The following is a 15307-nucleotide window of genomic DNA, read 5'->3' as shown; positions in this document are numbered from 1 at the left end:
ATCTTCATTGGTTTGGAGAACGTGTTTCAACGGCATGAAAAAGGCGACCCGAAGGTCGCCTTTTGTCATTGCGCGTACTGCTTGCTCAACCCCGGCGGCACGCCCTGCACATCCGTCTCTTCCCACGGCCCGTTCGGGCTGATGGAGCGGCTCCAACCGTTGCTCCAGCGGTAATACGTGCGCTGGCGGTAGAAGGTATCGGGCTGTTCGTCCAGCACATACACCTGCATCTTGCCGTCCCAGTGGCTCACGGCGCCCGGTGGTGGGGCGAAGGTTGCGGATTTGGTGGGCACTGGCTTCGGCGCTGGGGTCACTGGGCCCGAGGGTTTGGTGCTTGGCTGGGTCGACGGGCCTGACGGTGGGATGGTCGGGCCGGTCGGCGCGGGAGGTGGGCGGTGGACCGCACAAGCGCTCAGGCCGAGTACCAGGCTGAGCAAGGTGATGCGTGCAAATGCGGTCATGGGCGTTTCCTCGATTTACTTGTCCGGACTGTCGATGGTCAGCTGCTGCAAGGCAGTCGTGCTGCTGGCCAAAGGTTGGCTGCGGCCGATCCACTCGCCAGCTGTCGGAACACCAGCCCGGGATATGCGCGCAACCAGTTGGACTTCGGGGAAGTTCGACAGTTTCAACTGCGGCATCATTGCGTCCGCATCGCCCAGTTCGACGGTGATCGGCAGTTCGGCAACCGTGACGCGTTTGGCCGCCAAGGGCGCCGGTGGGCCGGAGACCGCACGGGCAAAGATGAATACGCTGTCAGTGGGCAGGGCTTTGGCCTTCACGTCGGCGCTCAGATCTACCCGAACCTTCATCGCGTTTTTTTGAGGGGCGACGGTGCCGCCGCTTTCTTTCAGCTTCTCAGCAGCGCGATCAATGCCCCCTTGCAGCGCTGCGCGGGAGTTGTCTTCCGGCGGCAGTTGAGCCAGCAGACGGTTCCAGTAGTCAATCGCCTCCTGATAACGCTGGCCTTCAAAGGCGGCGATACCGAGCAGGCCGAGGCTGGTGACTTCCTTCGGATCCAGCTTCAAGGCTTCATCAGTCAGCGCCTGAACCTTGGGCGACCACTGTTTGTTGTCGGCAAAGTACTGCGCCTGGGCCCACTGGCCGAGCAGTTCCGGCTGGCGCCCGGCCAGGGCCACGGTGCGTTCGAAGACTTTGGCCGCATCGGCGGAACGGTCCTGGGCCATGTAGGCACGGCCTAGGAAATACAGGCCTTCCGGCGAATCCGGTTGGGCGGCAGCGGCGCGTTCCAGGCGGTGGGTCATGTCTTCCATGGACACTGGCGGCTGGGAGAATTCGCGGGTCAGTTCAACCTTGTCGCTGGCCCCGTAATGCAGGTACAGCGCAACGCCCAGGACAGGCACCAGAAACGCCGCTAGAAATGGCAATGGCTTACCCAGGCGCGATTCACGCGGTTTTTCCACGCCTTCGGTGTCGGCCAGCAATTCGCGCGCAGCTTCGGCGCGGCCGGTGTCGAGTTGGGCGGCGTTGAGCACACCTTCGTCCTGCTGCACTTGCAGCTCGGCCACACGTTCCTGGTAGAGCGCCACGTTCAGCGCGGTACGGTCCTCTTCACGCTGGGCACGACGGCCGCGCAGTACAGGGATCAACAGGAAACTCAGGGCAATCAGAAGCAGCAAGCCGGCTGCGAGCCAGAAATCAATCATCAGTCTTGGTGTCCAGCAATTGGTCGAGGCGTTTACGCTCATCAGGGGACAGCGCGTCGGAGCCGTCAGTCGGTGCGGCGCGACGGCGGCGCACGATCACGGCCATGACCACGACGCCAGCCAACAACAACCCGGCAGGGCCGAACCAGAGCAGCGCGGTCTTGCCGGTGAGGGCCGGTTTGTAACGCACGAAATCACCGTAGCGGTCGACCATGAAGTCGATGATCTGCTGGTTGTCCTTGCCCTCCCCCAGCATACGGAAGATCTCTTTGCGCAGGTCGGCGGCAATGGGTGCGTTGGAGTCGGCAATGTCCTGGTTCTGGCACTTGGGGCAACGCAGTTCCTTGGTCAGTTCGCGAAAGCGTTCGCGGTCACCGTCCTTGGCGAATTCGTAGGTGTCGATGGCGGCATGGGCCACGCCGACCAGTCCAAGCGCCAGCACCGCAGCGGCTAACAGGCGCTTCATGGCTTGGCCTCATCGACCAGGGCCTGGTACTTGGCGGCCAGTTGCTCGCGCCAGACCACTTCGTCGATCACGCCGACGTACTTGTCGCGGATCACGCCCTTGGCGTCGATGAAGAAGGTTTCCGGAGCACCGTACACACCGAGGTTCAGGCCGAGGTTGCCGTCTTCATCGCGGATATCCAGCTGGTACGGGTTGTGGAACTCGGCCAGCCACTTCAAGGCCGCCGCATTGTCGTCCTTGTAGTTGATGCCGTAGATCACCACGCCCTTCTCGGCCAGCTTGTTCAGCACCGGGTGTTCAACGCGGCAAGAGATGCACCAGGTGCCCCACACGTTGACCAGCGCCGGTTTGCCCAGCAGGTCGGCCTGGGTCAGGGTTTTGTCGCCCTGCACGGTCGGCAGCGAAAACGACGGGAACGGCTTGCCGATCATCGCCGAAGGCAGCTCGGCCGGGTCCAGATACAACCCGCGATACAAGAACACCGCAACCACCAGAAACATCGCCAGCGGCACAACCATCAACCAACGCTTCATGCCGCCGCTCCCTGTAGGCCGAGCGCTTCACGCACCCGGCTCTTGACCTTGACCCGATAACGCCGGTCCAGCGCGGCCAGCAAGCCACCGAAACCGGTGAGCAGGCCGCCGAACCAGATCCAACGCACGAACGGTTTGACGTGCACGCGCACGGCCCAGGCGCCGTCGCCCAAGGGTTCGCCCAACGCCACATACAGGTCGCGGGTGAAACCGGCGTCGATGCCGGCCTCGGTCATCATCGAACTCTGCACGGTGTACAGGCGTTTTTCCGGATGCAGCACGGCGATTTCCTTGCCGTTGCGCACGACACGAACGGTGCCTTTGTCTGACGTGAAGTTCGGCCCCTCGAAGTGCTTGGCGCCTTCGAAAATGAAGTGGTAACCGGCCAGGTCCATGGACTCACCCGGCGCCAGGCGCAGGTCGCGCTCGGCGCTGTTCTGGCTGGACAACACCACGCCCAGGGCGCACACGGCGATACCGATGTGGGCGATCTGCATGCCCCAATAGCTGCGTGTCAGGCTGGGCAGGCCTTTAATCAGGCCTTTGTGACGGGTTTTGTCGAAGATATCGCGCACGCCGGCCAGCAATACCCAGGCGGCGAGCAGGAAGGTCGCGAGCACGGCCCAGTTGAAATCGCCGTAGGCAATCCCGGCGATCACCGCCAAGGCCACGCTGCCCAGCAGCACCGGCATCAGCATGCCCGCCAGCCATTTCACCGGGGTGTCTTTCCAGCGCACCAGCACGCCGACCGCCATCACCACCATCAACAGGCCCATCAATGGAATGAACAACGCGTTGAAGTACGGCGGGCCGACGGACAGCTTGGCGCCGCTCAGGGCATCCAACACCAAGGGGTACAACGTGCCGAGCAAAATCATCGACGCCGCTACTACCAGCACCAGGTTGTTGCCCAGCAACAGGGTTTCCCGCGACCACAGGTTGAAACCGACCTGGCTCTTGACCACGGGCGCGCGTAGGGCGAACAGCGTCAGGGAGCCACCGACCACAAACAGCAGGAAGATCAGGATGAACACGCCGCGCTCCGGGTCGGAGGCGAACGCATGCACCGACGTCAACACGCCGGAACGCACCAGGAAAGTGCCGAGCAGGCTGAGGGAAAATGCCGCGATGGCCAGCAATACGGTCCAGCTTTTGAACACGCCGCGTTTTTCAGTGACGGCCAGCGAGTGGATCAGCGCCGTGCCCACCAGCCAAGGCATGAAGGAGGCATTTTCCACCGGGTCCCAGAACCACCAGCCGCCCCAGCCGAGTTCGTAATACGCCCACCAAGAGCCCAAGGTGATACCAATCCCGAGGAAAGCCCAGGCGACGATGGTCCACGGCCGCGACCAGCGCGCCCAGGCCGCATCGAGGCGCCCACCGAGCAAGGCGGCGATGGCGAAAGCAAAGGCCACGGAGAAACCCACGTAACCCATGTAGAGCATCGGCGGGTGCACGATCAGGCCGATGTCTTGCAGCAATGGGTTGAGGTCATGCCCGTTTGTAGGAATCTGCGGCAGGATGCGGCTGAACGGGTTGGAGGTCATGATCAAAAACAGCAGGAAGCCGATGCTGATCATGCCCATCACCGCCAGCACGCGCGCCAGCATCACTTGCGGCAGTTGCCGGGAGAACACCGACACGGCGAAGGTCCAGCCGCCGAGGATCAATGCCCACAGCAGCAGCGAACCTTCGTGGGCGCCCCACACGGCGCTGAATTTGTAGTACCAGGGCAAAGCGGTGTTGGAGTTATTGGCGACGTAGGCGACGGAAAAGTCGTCGGTCATGAAGGCGTAGGTCAGGCAACCAAAGGCGAACAGCAAAAAGGCAAACTGGCCCCAGGCGGCCGGCTGCGCCAGGCTCATCCACAGGCGGTCGCCACGCCAGGCGCCGAGCAACGGCACCACGGCCTGGACGACGGCAAAACACAGGGCGAGGATCATCGCCAACTGGCCCAGCTCTGGAATAAACAGTGCGGACGTCATGGCTTAGCCCTCCTTGGCAGGCGTTGGCGCGGATTGGCCGCTGTCTTTGAGGGCCTTGGTGACTTCCGGCGGCATGTATTTTTCATCGTGCTTGGCCAGCACTTCATCGGCCACCACCACGCCGTCGGCGTTGAGCTTGCCCAAGGCGACGATGCCCTGGCCTTCGCGGAACAGGTCCGGGAGGATGCCACGATAGGTAATGGTCACGGCTTTGTTGAAGTCGGTGACCACGAAGGTCACGTCGAGGGAATCACCGGATCGCTTCAGCGAGCCCTGCTCCACCATGCCGCCGGCGCGAATCCGTGTATCCACCGGCGCTTCGCCATTGGCGATCTGGGTCGGGGTGTAGAACAGGTTGATGTTCTGCTGCAGGGCACTCAAGGCCAGGGCCACGGCAATGCCAACGCCGGCCAGGATGGCAAGGATGATCAACAGACGCTTTCTACGCAGCGGATTCACTTTTCGGTCTCCCGGCGCAGACGACGCGCCTCTTGTTGCAGGTAACGCTTGCGGGCCAGGATCGGCGCGGCAACGTTGATGGCCAGCACCGCCAGGCAGATGCCGTAGGCCGTCCAGACATACAGGCCGTGATGGCCCATGGCGAGAAACTCGCTGAAAGAAGCAAAACTCATGCGCGCGCTCCCAGGCTGCTTTGCACTTCGGCCTTGACCCAGCTGGCGCGGGCTTCACGCTTGAGTACTTCGAGGCGCATGCGCATCAGCAGCACAGCGCCGAAGAAGCAGTAGAAGCCCAGCACCATCAGCAGCAGAGGCGCCCACATTTCCACGGGCATTGCCGGTTTTTCGGTGAGGGTGAAGGTGGCGCCCTGGTGCAGGGTGTTCCACCACTCCACCGAGTATTTGATGATCGGGATGTTGATCACGCCGACAATCGCCAGCACCGCGCAGGCCTTGGCGGCGCTGTCACGATTGCTGATCGCGTTGCCCAGGGCAATCAGACCGAAGTACAGGAACAGCAGGATCAGCATGGACGTTAGTCGCGCATCCCACACCCACCACGAACCCCAGGTGGGTTTGCCCCAGATTGCGCCGGTGACCAGCGCCACGGCAGTCATCCACGCGCCAACGGGCGCGGCGCATTGCAGGGCCACGTCCGCGAGTTTCATCTTCCACACCAGGCCGACGATGCCGCACACGGCCAGCATCACATAGCAGGACTGGGCCAGCATCGCGGCGGGAACGTGGATATAGATGATGCGAAAGCTGTTGCCTTGCTGGTAGTCCGGCGGCGCAAAGGCCAGGCCCCAGACCAGGCCAATGCCGATCAGCAAAACGGCAGCGATGCTCAACCACGGCAGCAGCTTGCCGCTGATGCCATAGAACCATTTGGGCGAGCCGAGCTTGTGAAACCAGGTCCAGTTCATTGCTGTTTCCATCACGGTAGCTTTTCGTCGTTGCGAAAAGCTTAGGGTCTTTACTGGTTAAGACAACGCTTAACCAGACCTCATTATTCGCCGACGCTGATCTTCAGGCCGGCCGCTATAGCAAAGGGTGTCAGGGTTACCGCCAGGGCGGTCAGGCTACCAAGCCACAGGAGGTAACCGGTCGCCGGCATGCCCATGAGCGCGGCCTGTAAAGCACCGCTGCCCAGGATCAACACCGGGATATACAAAGGCAGAATCAACAGGGCCAGTAACAGGCCGCCCCGCTTCAAACCCACGGTCAACGCTGCGCCCACCGCCCCCAACAGGCTGAGCACCGGCGTACCGAGCAACAAGGACAGGAGCAACACCGGCAGGCATTCGACGGGCAAGCCCAGCATCATCGCCAGCAACGGCGAGAGCAAGACTAGCGCCAAGCCGAAAAAAGCCCAGTGTGCCAGTACCTTGGCCAGTACCAGAAGTGGCAGGGGGTGCGACGAAAGGACCCACTGTTCCAGGGAACCGTCTTCGAAATCACTGCGAAACAGCCCGTCCAGCGAGAGCAGGACCGATAAAAGCGCGGCCACCCACACCAGTCCCGGGGACAAGGTTTGCAACAGTTTAGTCTCGGGGCCGACTGCCAACGGGAACAACGCGATGACAATCGCGAAGAACACCAGCGGGTTGGCCAGTTCCGCCGGGCGACGGCAGAGCAAGCGCGCTTCACGGGCGACCAACAGGGCGAATACGCTCATGCCGCCCACCGCCCTAGATCAAGATCGCGATAGCCAGCAGGCATGCGCGTCAGGGTGTGGTGGGTCGTGAGGATGACCAGACCGCCCTGCTCGCAATGCTGGGCCAGGTGTTCTTCCAGCTGGGCGACGCCTTGTTTGTCGAGGGCGGTGAAGGGCTCGTCGAGAATCCACAGCGGCGGGCCCGGCAGATACAAACGCGCCAAGGCCACGCGGCGCTGCTGGCCGGCGGACAAGGTGTGGCAGGGAACGTCTTCAAAGCCCTTGAGGCCGACGGCGGCCAGGGCCTGCCAGATCGCATCGCGGGACGCGGGATGATGCAAGGCGCTGAGCCAGCTGAGGTTTTCTTCGGCGGTGAGCACGTCCTTGATGCCGGCGGCGTGGCCGATCCAGATCAGGTTGCGCGCCAGTTCGGTACGTTGTTCGTTGAGGGCCTTGCCGTTCAGGCGAACTTCCCCAGCCGTCGGCTGCATCAACCCGGCCAACAGGCGCAGCAAACTGGTCTTGCCGCTGCCGTTGGGGCCGCTGACCTGCACCATGTCGCCGCCCGCCAGCCGCAGTTCGAGGTGCTCGAACAGCAGGCGCAGGTCGCGTTCACAGGAGAGCGCTACGGCTTCAAGAAGAGGGCTGGTCAAAAGATCGCGGGCCTTTACGGTTCAAGTCGGCGGTGCAGCGGCCGTTAAAGAGAAATGCACAATAACGGCTTTGGCGACCGATTTTAGAGAGCTGGATCAAATAGTTGTGAGGTTTTTACCGCTCTCTTTGCAGACGGGCGGCATTATACATGTGATGCCCTACTCTAAAGAGGGCAATTTCCCCAGAGACGACGCGCGCGATGACCGGTGAGATCAACCTTCCTACGCTTCCACCCGCCCCGGCAGCCGGGCCCGGCCCTGCGACTGCGGCCGGCGAGTTGCTGAAACTGCTGGAGCCGCAGATCGGCCTGATCGACCCTGGGAAAACCGCGAACGCCGAGGTCATCGCCCTGAAACAAGGCGGTGAAGCCTTTCAGTTGCTGCTCAAGCTGACCCTTGAAGGCGGCCGTCAGACGCTGGTGCAGGCCAGCAGCCCGCAGCCACTGCCGCTGGGCAGCAATGTGGCGGTGAGCCAGACGCCCACCGGCAACCTGACCCTCAGCCTGCAACAGGCCTTGAGCGCCAATGTCGCCGCCCTGACCCGCATCGACACGAACCAGATGCCGGTGGGCTCGCTGCTTCAGGCCAAGGTGCTGACCACCCAGATGTTGCCCCAAGGTACGGCACAACCGGCCATCTATCGCTCACTGGTCACCGTGCTCAACAGCGCACTGACTGGCGCGACCCTGACCGTGGAAAGCCCGCAGCCGTTGCGCGTCGGCAGCCTGCTCAGCGCCGTGGTGCAGAACGCACAGACCTTGAGCTTTGTGCCGCTGAGCGGGCTCAAGGATCAGTTGGCCGTCACCCAACAACTGTCGACCCAGCAAAGCCGTCAGGGCTCGCTGGATGCAGTCTTCACTGCATTGCAAAATTTGCCACGCGGCGACAGCACCTCGGCCGAACTGCGCGGCGCCGCTGAGCGTTTACTCGCCGCCCTTCCCGACCTGGCCCAGGTCAGCAACCCCAAGGTACTGGCGCAAGTCATCCAGAACAGCGGTGCCTTTCTGGAAGCCAAGCTGCTCGCCGGGCAAAACCCGCAAGTCCCACCGCTGGACATGAAAGGCGCCCTGCTGCGCCTGGTCGCCGACTTGCTGCCGGCCCTGCCCGCCAGCACCAACATGAATGCAATCCTCGCCGCCAACACCCTGGCCCAGGTCCTGCCCAACTTCGTGCGCAGCCCTTTGAACACCCTCGGCCAGGTCAGCGCCCGCCAGATACCCGCCGGCTTCCCCTTGCCGGAACGGCTGATGGCGAAACTGGAAGGCGAAGGCGACCTGGAAAACCTGCTGCGCCTGGCAGCCGGGGCGATCTCGCGCTTGCAGAGCCACCAGCTGTCGAGCCTGGAACAGACCGGCACCACCGCCGACGGCCGCCTGCAAACCACCTGGCAGTTGGAAATCCCCATGCGCACGTTGCAAGACATCGTGCCATTACAGGTCAAGTTCCAGCGCGAAGAGCCGGCGCCGGACAAGGACCAGCCCGAACGCAAAGAGAAAAAGGACGCCAAGCAGATGCTCTGGCGCGTCGAACTGGCCTTCGACATGGAGCCGCTGGGGCCGCTGCAGGTGCAGGCGCAATTGAGCCAGGGCAAACTGTCCAGCCAGTTGTGGGCCTCGCGGCCATTCACCGCCAGTTTGATCGAAAGCCATTTGGGCAGCTTGCGCGAGCGTCTGGTGACGTCCGGCATCAATGTCGGCGACCTCGATTGCCACCTCGGCACCCCGCCACGCGGGCCGAAAACCGGACTGGAGCAACGCTGGGTGGATGAAACCGCATGAAAAACCCAACGCCACCGCGCCAGGCGATTGCCCTCAAGTACGACGGCCAGCAAGCACCGACCCTGACCGCCAAGGGCGACGATGCCCTGGCCGAAGCCATCCTGAAGCTGGCGCGCGAAAACGAAGTGCCGATCTATGAAAACGCCGAGCTGGTCAAACTGCTGGCGCGGATGGAACTGGGTGACAGTATTCCAGAGGAGTTGTACCGCACGATTGCCGAGATCATTGCGTTTGCCTGGACGCTGAAGGGCAAGTTCCCGGTAGGGTATGACCCGGACGCCGCGCCGGTAGAACGCGACGTGACCGAACGTGGGGACGACTACTGAATCAGCCGGGCCTCACACCGGCCAACACGCGGGCCGCTACCGAGGTAGCAACCGGCATGCGCTGGGCGTGCTGTTTCAACGCCTGCTCGAACGTCTGCCCCTCATACCGCCGCAATGCCGCGCCAAATGCACTCGCCTGCGCGGGCGGAAGTGGAGCAGTGAAGGCATCGATGAACGGCGCGTCAATCACGGTACTGCGAACACTCTCTACCTCTGCCTGTATGGAACGGCTATCCCGGGCAGTCACTTTATCGAACAGGGCCTGATCCTTGATCACAAAATCCTGGGCACCGGGTGCGCGTTGAGCAACGAGCACATTCTGCTGACCGTTCCAGGCCGACAGTGAATACTCCTTAAGCCTGTCCTGACTGTTCTTGACCGATTCGATACTCGGCCCCCGATGCTCCAGGCCCGCACTGAAAAACTGGCTCAGGACATTGAAGTCCATCACCGCCTCATCGGTGCCGCGCTTGAGAATCCGACAGCACAAGGTCGCGAGGTCCACCTGGATATCATGAAAGTGCAGCTTGGGCGCCTGGCTCAAGCGTGCGATATCGGCGATTTTCTGGTTGAAATCGTTTGGCCACAGGTACAACGCATCTCGCGTCAGTGGCTGCCCCAAGCGCTTTTCCATGGGGCCCATGAACTGCTGAACCAACGCCGCGCCCTGGTCATGCACCTGCAACATGCTCGTGCCGGGCATACGGTTCTGGATCATGTTTTTGACAACATCGGTGTTGAGCGCGAACTGGCCAGTGAGAAAGGTGGTTTTACCCGCTGATGGCGCACCGCGGACTATCGAGACATCCTGCGACAAGGCAGGTGCCGGGTCTTGAAGTATGGACTGGAATTGCGCCAGATATTTTTCTGCCACCTGTACCGTCAGGTTCTTCAGGATGTTGGCATTGAGGCTGTCCACCTCAGGCAGCCAGACGTTTCGCTGCCCCAGGGCCTGCGCCAGTGTCGGCAAGGTTTTGTCAGCCGCAGCCGGGTCGGCCCAGCCCAGTCGTTCATTGTCCTGCAGCCGCTGCAACTGCCCAGGGTTACGCGTCAGCGCCTGCCAGGAAGTGATGCTCGGATCGGCGATCATGCAGGCAAGCCGCTCCCGATAAGTGTTCTCGGAAAGCGGCCTGCCGATCAATTGAATCAAAACGCTACGCGCATTGCTTGAATTGATTGACGCTGCCGTGGGCAAGCCAGGTTCGGCATGCACGGGTGCCGCCACGCCATGAACGGATGCAGCAGGTTGGATAGTCATCTTCAGTCCTCCAGTAACCGGGACTCGAAAAATTAGCCTGCCCGCCCTGCTTGGCTCATAGGACTTATCTTGACTGTGCGCCCGCCACCGGTGAATTGTGTGTCAGCCAAATACCTCACTCAAGGGAATGAAGTTGACCCGGTCGCCGATAGTCAGCGTCGTGCCTTCCAACACCTCCACAAACCCTTCCGCCCACGCCGCACTGCGCAGCACGCCGGAGCTCTGGTTACGGTAAATGATCGCTTTGCCTTGCTCGATGCGACCGCGCAGGTATTCGCGGCGGTTGCCCGGTTTGGGCCACTCGAACCCCACCGGCACGTCGAAACGCAGTGGCTCCACGTCCTGCACACCTTGGCGGCGCAGCAGATAAGGGCGTGCCAGCAGCGCGAACGTGACCAACGTCGACGCCGGGTTACCGGGCAGGCCGATCACCGGCACGCCACGGAAGTGGCCGAAGGTCAGCGGCTTGCCCGGTTTGATCGCCAGTTTCCATAACGCCAGCTCACCCTCTTCACGCAGGGCGATCCCAAGGAAATCCGCCTCGCCCACCGACACACCGCCCGTGGACAGGATCAAGTCGACACGGCCCAAACCGCCCAGGCACGCGCGGGTTTGCTCCAGATCGTCGGGCAGGATGCCAGCGTCAATCACTTCACAGCCCATGCGCGTAAGCCATGAGCACAGCACGCGCCGGTTGCTGTTGTAGATCTGCCCCGGCCCGAGCGGCAAGCCCGGTTCGATCAACTCATCGCCGGTGGACAGAACTGCCACGCGTGGGCGGCGGATCACTGCCAGGCGATCATGGCCGAGGGACGCCGCCAGCCCCAGTTCAATCGGGCCCAGGCGCGTGCCAGCCGTTAAAACAAGCTCGCCTACGGTGGTTTCCTGGCCCTGGGGGCGGATGTTCTGGTCGAGGTGCAGGGGTTCGGTGAAACTCACGCGCCCATCGGCGTGGACCACGGCGTTCTCCTGCATCTCCACGCAGTCGGCCCCTTCCGGTACGGGGGCGCCGGTGAAGATACGGGCGCAGGTACCGGCAGCCAGGGGGTGTGGCGCCTGGCCTGCGAAAATGCGTTGGCTGACCACCAGGGGTTCGCCGGTCCAGTCCGCCAACCGCACGGCATAACCATCCATGGCGCTGTTCGGCCACGGCGGCAGGTCGAGGGTGGAGATCAGGTCTTGCCCCAGTACACGACCATCGCAATCCGCCAGCAACAGGCTTTCCTGCTCACGGATCGGCGCGGCTTCGGCCATGGCCAGCAGTTGGGCCAAGGCGTCCTCCACCGGCAACAGCGCGCCGGTCTTGCCGGGCTTACCCACGGGATTCACAAGGCTCGGCCTGTTTCAGGTGCGGGACGAAGTTGCACGGGCGGTGACGGTTGTCCAATTGCTCGGCAAGGATGCCGTCCCAGCCGGTACGCACCGCATTGGTGGAGCCTGGCAGGCAGCACACCAGCGTGCCATTGGCCAAACCCGCCAGGGCGCGGGACTGCACGGTGGAGGTGCCGATGTCGGCTACGGAAATCTGACGGAACAGTTCGCCAAAGCCGTCCACCTGTTTGTCCAGCAGGCAGCTTACCGCTTCGGGAGTGCTGTCGCGGCCGGTGAAGCCGGTGCCGCCGGTGATCAGCACGACTTGCACCACGTCTTCGGCGATCCAGTGGGCGACCTGGGCGCGGATCTTGTAGAGGTCGTCCTTGAGCAGCACGCGCTCGGCCAGGTGGTGGCCGGCGGCCGTCAGGCGGTCGACGAAGACCTGGCCGGAGGTATCGGTTTCCAGGGTGCGGGTGTCGCTGACGGTCAATACCGCGATATTCAGGGGTACGAAGGGCGCATCTGCCTTGGCTTTCATGGCACGGTCCGGTTGTCTAAGGAACAGCCCGATGTTATATCACAGGCCCCCCTTTTGCTGCCGCTGCGGAACTGCCATGCCTATCGATTCGTCCTCACTGCCCTGTTCGGTTTTGCTGCTCTCTGGCGGGCGCGGCCAACGCATGGGCGGCCAGGACAAAGGCCTGCTGGAGTGGCATGGCCAGCCGTTGATTGCGCATTTGCAGCACTTGGTGCGACCACTCACCGATGACCTGATCATCTCGTGCAATCGCAACCCGCAGCATTACGCCAGCTATGCCGACCAACTGGTGACCGACGACAGCCCGGACTTTCCCGGCCCGCTTGCCGGTATCCGTGCGGGACTCGCCGCCGCACGCCATGCGCACCTGCTGATATTGCCGTGCGACGTGCCGCAAATCGACGCAGGGCTGATCCAGGCGCTGCGTGAGACCGCGCAACGCAACCCGCTGCTGCCGGTGATGGTGCGCCATGGTGCGTTCTGGGAACCGTTGATCTGCATCGTTCCCACCGGCCTGCGCGATGCGGTGGACAGGGCCTGGCACGCCGGTGAGCGCAGCCCGCGCAAACTCTTCCTACAGCTGGGCGGCGTAGGCCTGGAATGCCCGGCAGATGACCCGCGCCTGGCCAACCTTAATACGCCGGAGCTGTTACAGACGCCGTCGGGCGTGTCAGAATGAACCTCGCACCCGGAACTTTGTCGACGCTGCATGCGTCACAAGGTCAGCTATTAAAAAGTATTCTCTCGGAGACAGACTCATGACTCAACGGACCATCGCCGCTCTCATGCTTGCACTGGGCCTCGCCACCCTCGCCGGTTGCGCCTCGCCGACAGTGATCACCCTGAATGACGGTCGCGAAATCCAGGCCGTCGACACCCCTAAATTCGACAAGGACTCGGGCTTCTACGAGTTCGAACAGTTGGACGGCAAGCAGACCCGCATCAACAAAGATCAGGTTCGCACCGTCAAAGACCTGTAACTCTTAGCGTTTTCCATCAAGGCCCGCCTCGCGCGGGCCTTGTCGTTTCCGGGGATTACCAGTCGAGGGTGATCCGGCTGCGGAAACTGCGTTCCGCCCCCGTGACCGGGTCAATAAAACGCACGCCCTGGGCCAGCAGTTTGAGGGGGTTGGCGTAATCGTCTACCGCGTCCTTGATCACGTCCGGGTAGAAGGGATCGTTGCAGATACTCGCGCCGAGGGCGCTCATGTGCACGCGCAGCTGGTGCTTCTTGCCGGTCACCGGGAACAGGCCGTAGCGCCACAGATCGCCGTTTTTCTCGCGCACCTCCACCGCCGTTTCGGTGTTGGGGACGCCATCACCTTCGTGCATGCGAAAGAACGGCTCGCCATCGACGAGTCGGCTTTTATGCACCCTGGGGAACGTAAGGTTCGGTAGAGCGGGTGCGATGGCTTCGTAGAATTTATCGATCCGGCGTGTGGGAAACAGTTGCTGATAAGCCGATCGACTGGCCGGATTGGCCGAAAACAGCACCAGCCCCGCCGTGTGCCGGTCGATGCGGTGCAACGGTACCAGTGAGGGATTATCCAGTCGGCGAATCAGGCGGCGCAGCAGGGTTTGCTCGACGTATTCACCGGCCGGCGTCACGGGCAGGAAGTGCGGCTTGTCGGCGACCACCAGATGCTCGTCGGCATACAGGATGGTTTCCTGCACCGGGATGACTTTCTCGTTAGGCACTTCGCGGAAGTAGTAGATGCACAAGCCTTCCTTGTAGCCCAGGTCGACGGTGATCGGGGTACCGTTGATATCCAGCACCCGGCCTCGCGCAATGCGGTCCAGCCAGTGTTCGCGGCTGATCGCCGGGAAGTGCTCGCACAGGCAGTCCAGCACTGTTACCCATGAACCGGGTGGCAGATACAAAGTGCTGGCTTGGTGCTGGGACGCGGAAAAACCGGAGGTGGACATGAAATGCTCGAAGCCTGTGACAAAACCGGCGGGCATTATCCCGCATTGCGCGGGATTGAGCCTAGGGCGGATCTCAAGCCTTGGCCAACTCCGCCCGCAGGATCGGCGAAGCACTGGCGGCGTCGGTGAACTCCTTGAGCCAGCGCAGCACGTCCACTGCCTCCCAGCGGCCCGGATCGTACAACGCGTACAACAAGCCCTGGTAACCCACCACATCCAGCTGCTTGTGGTAACCGGCGCGCTGGAACAGCGCCTCGATCTCGGCAAAACAGGTATTGAAATGCACTTTGTTAAAGGGCGTCTTGCCTTCCGTGACCAGCCCATCGAGGCGCAGCTCGTTCACCGCGTCGCGCACGACGTCGGCGGACATGCGATTGACGCTGCTTTTCAGTTGTTCGACATTCACCACGGGCGTTCCCTCAATTCAATCGCTGTACAAACATACAGTAACTTAATATTTGGAAACCTGCCATCGCATAAACCTAACGAAGGAAGGCAACAACCTGTTGTGTGTCGAATGGCCAATCCAGTTCCGCCCCGGTGTCTACCCGGCGAAGCACCGGAATCCGAAGGCCGTAGGCTTCGGTCAGGTCGTCGGGGTCGGTGATGTCCACCAATTCCACCAGCAACCCGTGTTCGACGAGCGGCATGATTTCGGCTTCGGCAATCTCACACAGGTGACAACCCAGGGTGCCGAACAGCTGGCATTCAGGAAGCATGGCGAAGGGACCTGATCAGAAAACAGGCAGAC

At 62.3% G+C, this 15307-nt stretch carries 20 protein-coding genes; 4 read left to right on the top strand and 16 right to left on the bottom strand.

Going from position 1 to position 15307, the window contains the following annotated elements; translation table 11 throughout:
* Window positions 1-65 precede the first annotated feature (65 nt).
* The 10 genes from OZ428_RS10435 to ccmA all read right to left on the bottom strand — a co-directional run bounded on the left by OZ428_RS10435 (window position 66) and on the right by ccmA (window position 7416).
* Window positions 66-461 (bottom strand): hypothetical protein, encoded by a 396-nt coding sequence (locus tag OZ428_RS10435; protein WP_095015295.1) that lies wholly within the window; start codon window positions 459-461, stop codon window positions 66-68.
* Window positions 462-476: 15 nt separating this feature from the next.
* Complete coding sequence (gene ccmI / locus OZ428_RS10430; RefSeq protein WP_269133310.1) at window positions 477-1664, bottom strand: c-type cytochrome biogenesis protein CcmI; 1188 nt, start codon at window positions 1662-1664, stop codon at window positions 477-479.
* Window positions 1657-2130 (bottom strand): cytochrome c-type biogenesis protein, encoded by a 474-nt coding sequence (locus tag OZ428_RS10425; RefSeq protein WP_017136200.1) that lies wholly within the window; start codon window positions 2128-2130, stop codon window positions 1657-1659. Before OZ428_RS10425 ends, ccmI begins: the two co-directional genes overlap by 8 nt.
* Entirely contained in the window at window positions 2127-2663 is a 537-nt protein-coding gene (locus tag OZ428_RS10420; protein ID WP_269133309.1) for a DsbE family thiol:disulfide interchange protein, read from the bottom strand. The genes OZ428_RS10425 and OZ428_RS10420 overlap by 4 nt, the downstream gene beginning before the upstream one ends.
* Window positions 2660-4648, bottom strand: a complete 1989-nt coding sequence (locus OZ428_RS10415; RefSeq protein ID WP_269133308.1) for a heme lyase CcmF/NrfE family subunit — start codon at window positions 4646-4648, stop codon at window positions 2660-2662. The genes OZ428_RS10420 and OZ428_RS10415 overlap by 4 nt, the downstream gene beginning before the upstream one ends.
* Window positions 4649-4651: 3 nt before the next feature.
* The gene (ccmE, locus tag OZ428_RS10410; protein WP_028615684.1) at window positions 4652-5107 is read right to left on the bottom strand and encodes a cytochrome c maturation protein CcmE; all 456 of its coding nucleotides are present in this window, start codon (window positions 5105-5107) and stop codon (window positions 4652-4654) included.
* Window positions 5104-5280 (bottom strand): heme exporter protein CcmD, encoded by a 177-nt coding sequence (gene ccmD, locus OZ428_RS10405; protein WP_016978487.1) that lies wholly within the window; start codon window positions 5278-5280, stop codon window positions 5104-5106. Before ccmD ends, ccmE begins: the two co-directional genes overlap by 4 nt.
* Window positions 5277-6032, bottom strand: a complete 756-nt coding sequence (locus tag OZ428_RS10400) for a heme ABC transporter permease (RefSeq protein WP_033901405.1) — start codon at window positions 6030-6032, stop codon at window positions 5277-5279. The genes ccmD and OZ428_RS10400 overlap by 4 nt, the downstream gene beginning before the upstream one ends.
* A gap of 83 nt (window positions 6033-6115) precedes the next feature.
* Window positions 6116-6784: a heme exporter protein CcmB gene (gene ccmB, locus OZ428_RS10395; RefSeq protein WP_269133307.1), complete on the bottom strand. Its 669-nt coding sequence runs from the start codon at window positions 6782-6784 to the stop codon at window positions 6116-6118.
* Window positions 6781-7416, bottom strand: coding sequence for a cytochrome c biogenesis heme-transporting ATPase CcmA (ccmA, locus tag OZ428_RS10390; RefSeq protein ID WP_269133306.1), 636 nt, complete (start codon window positions 7414-7416; stop codon window positions 6781-6783). The genes ccmB and ccmA overlap by 4 nt, the downstream gene beginning before the upstream one ends.
* 200 nt (window positions 7417-7616) lie before the next feature.
* Between ccmA and fliK the strand changes: the two genes are divergently transcribed.
* On the top strand, window positions 7617-9194 hold the full coding sequence (gene fliK, locus OZ428_RS10385) for a flagellar hook-length control protein FliK (protein ID WP_269133305.1): 1578 nt from the start codon (window positions 7617-7619) through the stop codon (window positions 9192-9194).
* Entirely contained in the window at window positions 9191-9520 is a 330-nt protein-coding gene (locus OZ428_RS10380) for an EscU/YscU/HrcU family type III secretion system export apparatus switch protein (protein WP_269133304.1), read from the top strand. The genes fliK and OZ428_RS10380 overlap by 4 nt, the downstream gene beginning before the upstream one ends.
* A gap of 1 nt (window position 9521) precedes the next feature.
* Here OZ428_RS10380 and OZ428_RS10375 read toward each other — a convergent pair whose 3' ends face one another.
* From OZ428_RS10375 to moaB, 3 genes are all read right to left on the bottom strand, one after another.
* On the bottom strand, window positions 9522-10778 hold the full coding sequence (locus OZ428_RS10375) for a hypothetical protein (RefSeq protein WP_269133303.1): 1257 nt from the start codon (window positions 10776-10778) through the stop codon (window positions 9522-9524).
* A gap of 102 nt (window positions 10779-10880) precedes the next feature.
* Window positions 10881-12107, bottom strand: a complete 1227-nt coding sequence (locus OZ428_RS10370) for a molybdopterin molybdotransferase MoeA (RefSeq protein WP_269133302.1) — start codon at window positions 12105-12107, stop codon at window positions 10881-10883.
* On the bottom strand, window positions 12091-12630 hold the full coding sequence (gene moaB / locus OZ428_RS10365) for a molybdenum cofactor biosynthesis protein B (RefSeq protein WP_032892684.1): 540 nt from the start codon (window positions 12628-12630) through the stop codon (window positions 12091-12093). Before moaB ends, OZ428_RS10370 begins: the two co-directional genes overlap by 17 nt.
* 76 nt (window positions 12631-12706) lie before the next feature.
* On the opposite strand from moaB, the gene mobA reads away from it, so the two are divergent.
* Window positions 12707-13309: a molybdenum cofactor guanylyltransferase MobA gene (gene mobA / locus OZ428_RS10360; protein WP_269133301.1), complete on the top strand. Its 603-nt coding sequence runs from the start codon at window positions 12707-12709 to the stop codon at window positions 13307-13309.
* Window positions 13310-13388: 79 nt separating this feature from the next.
* Window positions 13389-13610, top strand: a complete 222-nt coding sequence (locus OZ428_RS10355) for a YgdI/YgdR family lipoprotein (RefSeq protein WP_016978480.1) — start codon at window positions 13389-13391, stop codon at window positions 13608-13610.
* 55 nt (window positions 13611-13665) lie between these two features.
* Here OZ428_RS10355 and OZ428_RS10350 read toward each other — a convergent pair whose 3' ends face one another.
* The 3 genes from OZ428_RS10350 to OZ428_RS10340 form a co-directional block, all read right to left on the bottom strand.
* Complete coding sequence (locus OZ428_RS10350) at window positions 13666-14556, bottom strand: pseudouridine synthase (RefSeq protein WP_269133300.1); 891 nt, start codon at window positions 14554-14556, stop codon at window positions 13666-13668.
* 73 nt (window positions 14557-14629) lie between these two features.
* Window positions 14630-14965, bottom strand: a complete 336-nt coding sequence (locus OZ428_RS10345) for a hypothetical protein (protein WP_016978478.1) — start codon at window positions 14963-14965, stop codon at window positions 14630-14632.
* A 73-nt stretch (window positions 14966-15038) separates the two neighbouring features.
* The gene (locus OZ428_RS10340; protein WP_033901398.1) at window positions 15039-15275 is read right to left on the bottom strand and encodes a glutaredoxin family protein; all 237 of its coding nucleotides are present in this window, start codon (window positions 15273-15275) and stop codon (window positions 15039-15041) included.
* Between the last annotated feature and the right edge of the window lie 32 nt (window positions 15276-15307).

It is taken from the genome of Pseudomonas sp. GXZC (assembly GCF_026967615.1).
Classification (GTDB): domain Bacteria; phylum Pseudomonadota; class Gammaproteobacteria; order Pseudomonadales; family Pseudomonadaceae; genus Aquipseudomonas; species Aquipseudomonas azotoformans_A.
The sequence above is the reverse complement of the archived record's forward strand: the minus strand, read 5'-3'. Positions and strand labels throughout refer to the sequence as shown.

Excerpts from the sequence above, each read along its gene's own strand:
- OZ428_RS10435 (WP_095015295.1), bottom strand. The coding sequence starts at position 461 with ATGACCGCATTTGCACGCATCACCTTGCTCAGCCTGGTACTCGGCCTG.
- ccmI (WP_269133310.1), bottom strand. The coding sequence starts at position 1,664 with ATGATTGATTTCTGGCTCGCAGCCGGCTTGCTGCTTCTGATTGCCCTG.
- OZ428_RS10425 (WP_017136200.1), bottom strand. The coding sequence starts at position 2,130 with ATGAAGCGCCTGTTAGCCGCTGCGGTGCTGGCGCTTGGACTGGTCGGC.
- OZ428_RS10420 (WP_269133309.1), bottom strand. The coding sequence starts at position 2,663 with ATGAAGCGTTGGTTGATGGTTGTGCCGCTGGCGATGTTTCTGGTGGTT.
- OZ428_RS10415 (WP_269133308.1), bottom strand. The coding sequence starts at position 4,648 with ATGACGTCCGCACTGTTTATTCCAGAGCTGGGCCAGTTGGCGATGATC.
- ccmD (WP_016978487.1), bottom strand. The coding sequence starts at position 5,280 with ATGAGTTTTGCTTCTTTCAGCGAGTTTCTCGCCATGGGCCATCACGGC.
- OZ428_RS10400 (WP_033901405.1), bottom strand. The coding sequence starts at position 6,032 with ATGAACTGGACCTGGTTTCACAAGCTCGGCTCGCCCAAATGGTTCTAT.
- ccmB (WP_269133307.1), bottom strand. The coding sequence starts at position 6,784 with ATGAGCGTATTCGCCCTGTTGGTCGCCCGTGAAGCGCGCTTGCTCTGC.
- fliK (WP_269133305.1), top strand. The coding sequence starts at position 7,617 with ATGACCGGTGAGATCAACCTTCCTACGCTTCCACCCGCCCCGGCAGCC.
- OZ428_RS10380 (WP_269133304.1), top strand. The coding sequence starts at position 9,191 with ATGAAAAACCCAACGCCACCGCGCCAGGCGATTGCCCTCAAGTACGAC.
- OZ428_RS10375 (WP_269133303.1), bottom strand. The coding sequence starts at position 10,778 with ATGACTATCCAACCTGCTGCATCCGTTCATGGCGTGGCGGCACCCGTG.
- moaB (WP_032892684.1), bottom strand. The coding sequence starts at position 12,630 with ATGAAAGCCAAGGCAGATGCGCCCTTCGTACCCCTGAATATCGCGGTA.
- mobA (WP_269133301.1), top strand. The coding sequence starts at position 12,707 with ATGCCTATCGATTCGTCCTCACTGCCCTGTTCGGTTTTGCTGCTCTCT.
- OZ428_RS10355 (WP_016978480.1), top strand. The coding sequence starts at position 13,389 with ATGACTCAACGGACCATCGCCGCTCTCATGCTTGCACTGGGCCTCGCC.
- OZ428_RS10350 (WP_269133300.1), bottom strand. The coding sequence starts at position 14,556 with ATGTCCACCTCCGGTTTTTCCGCGTCCCAGCACCAAGCCAGCACTTTG.
- OZ428_RS10340 (WP_033901398.1), bottom strand. The coding sequence starts at position 15,275 with ATGCTTCCTGAATGCCAGCTGTTCGGCACCCTGGGTTGTCACCTGTGT.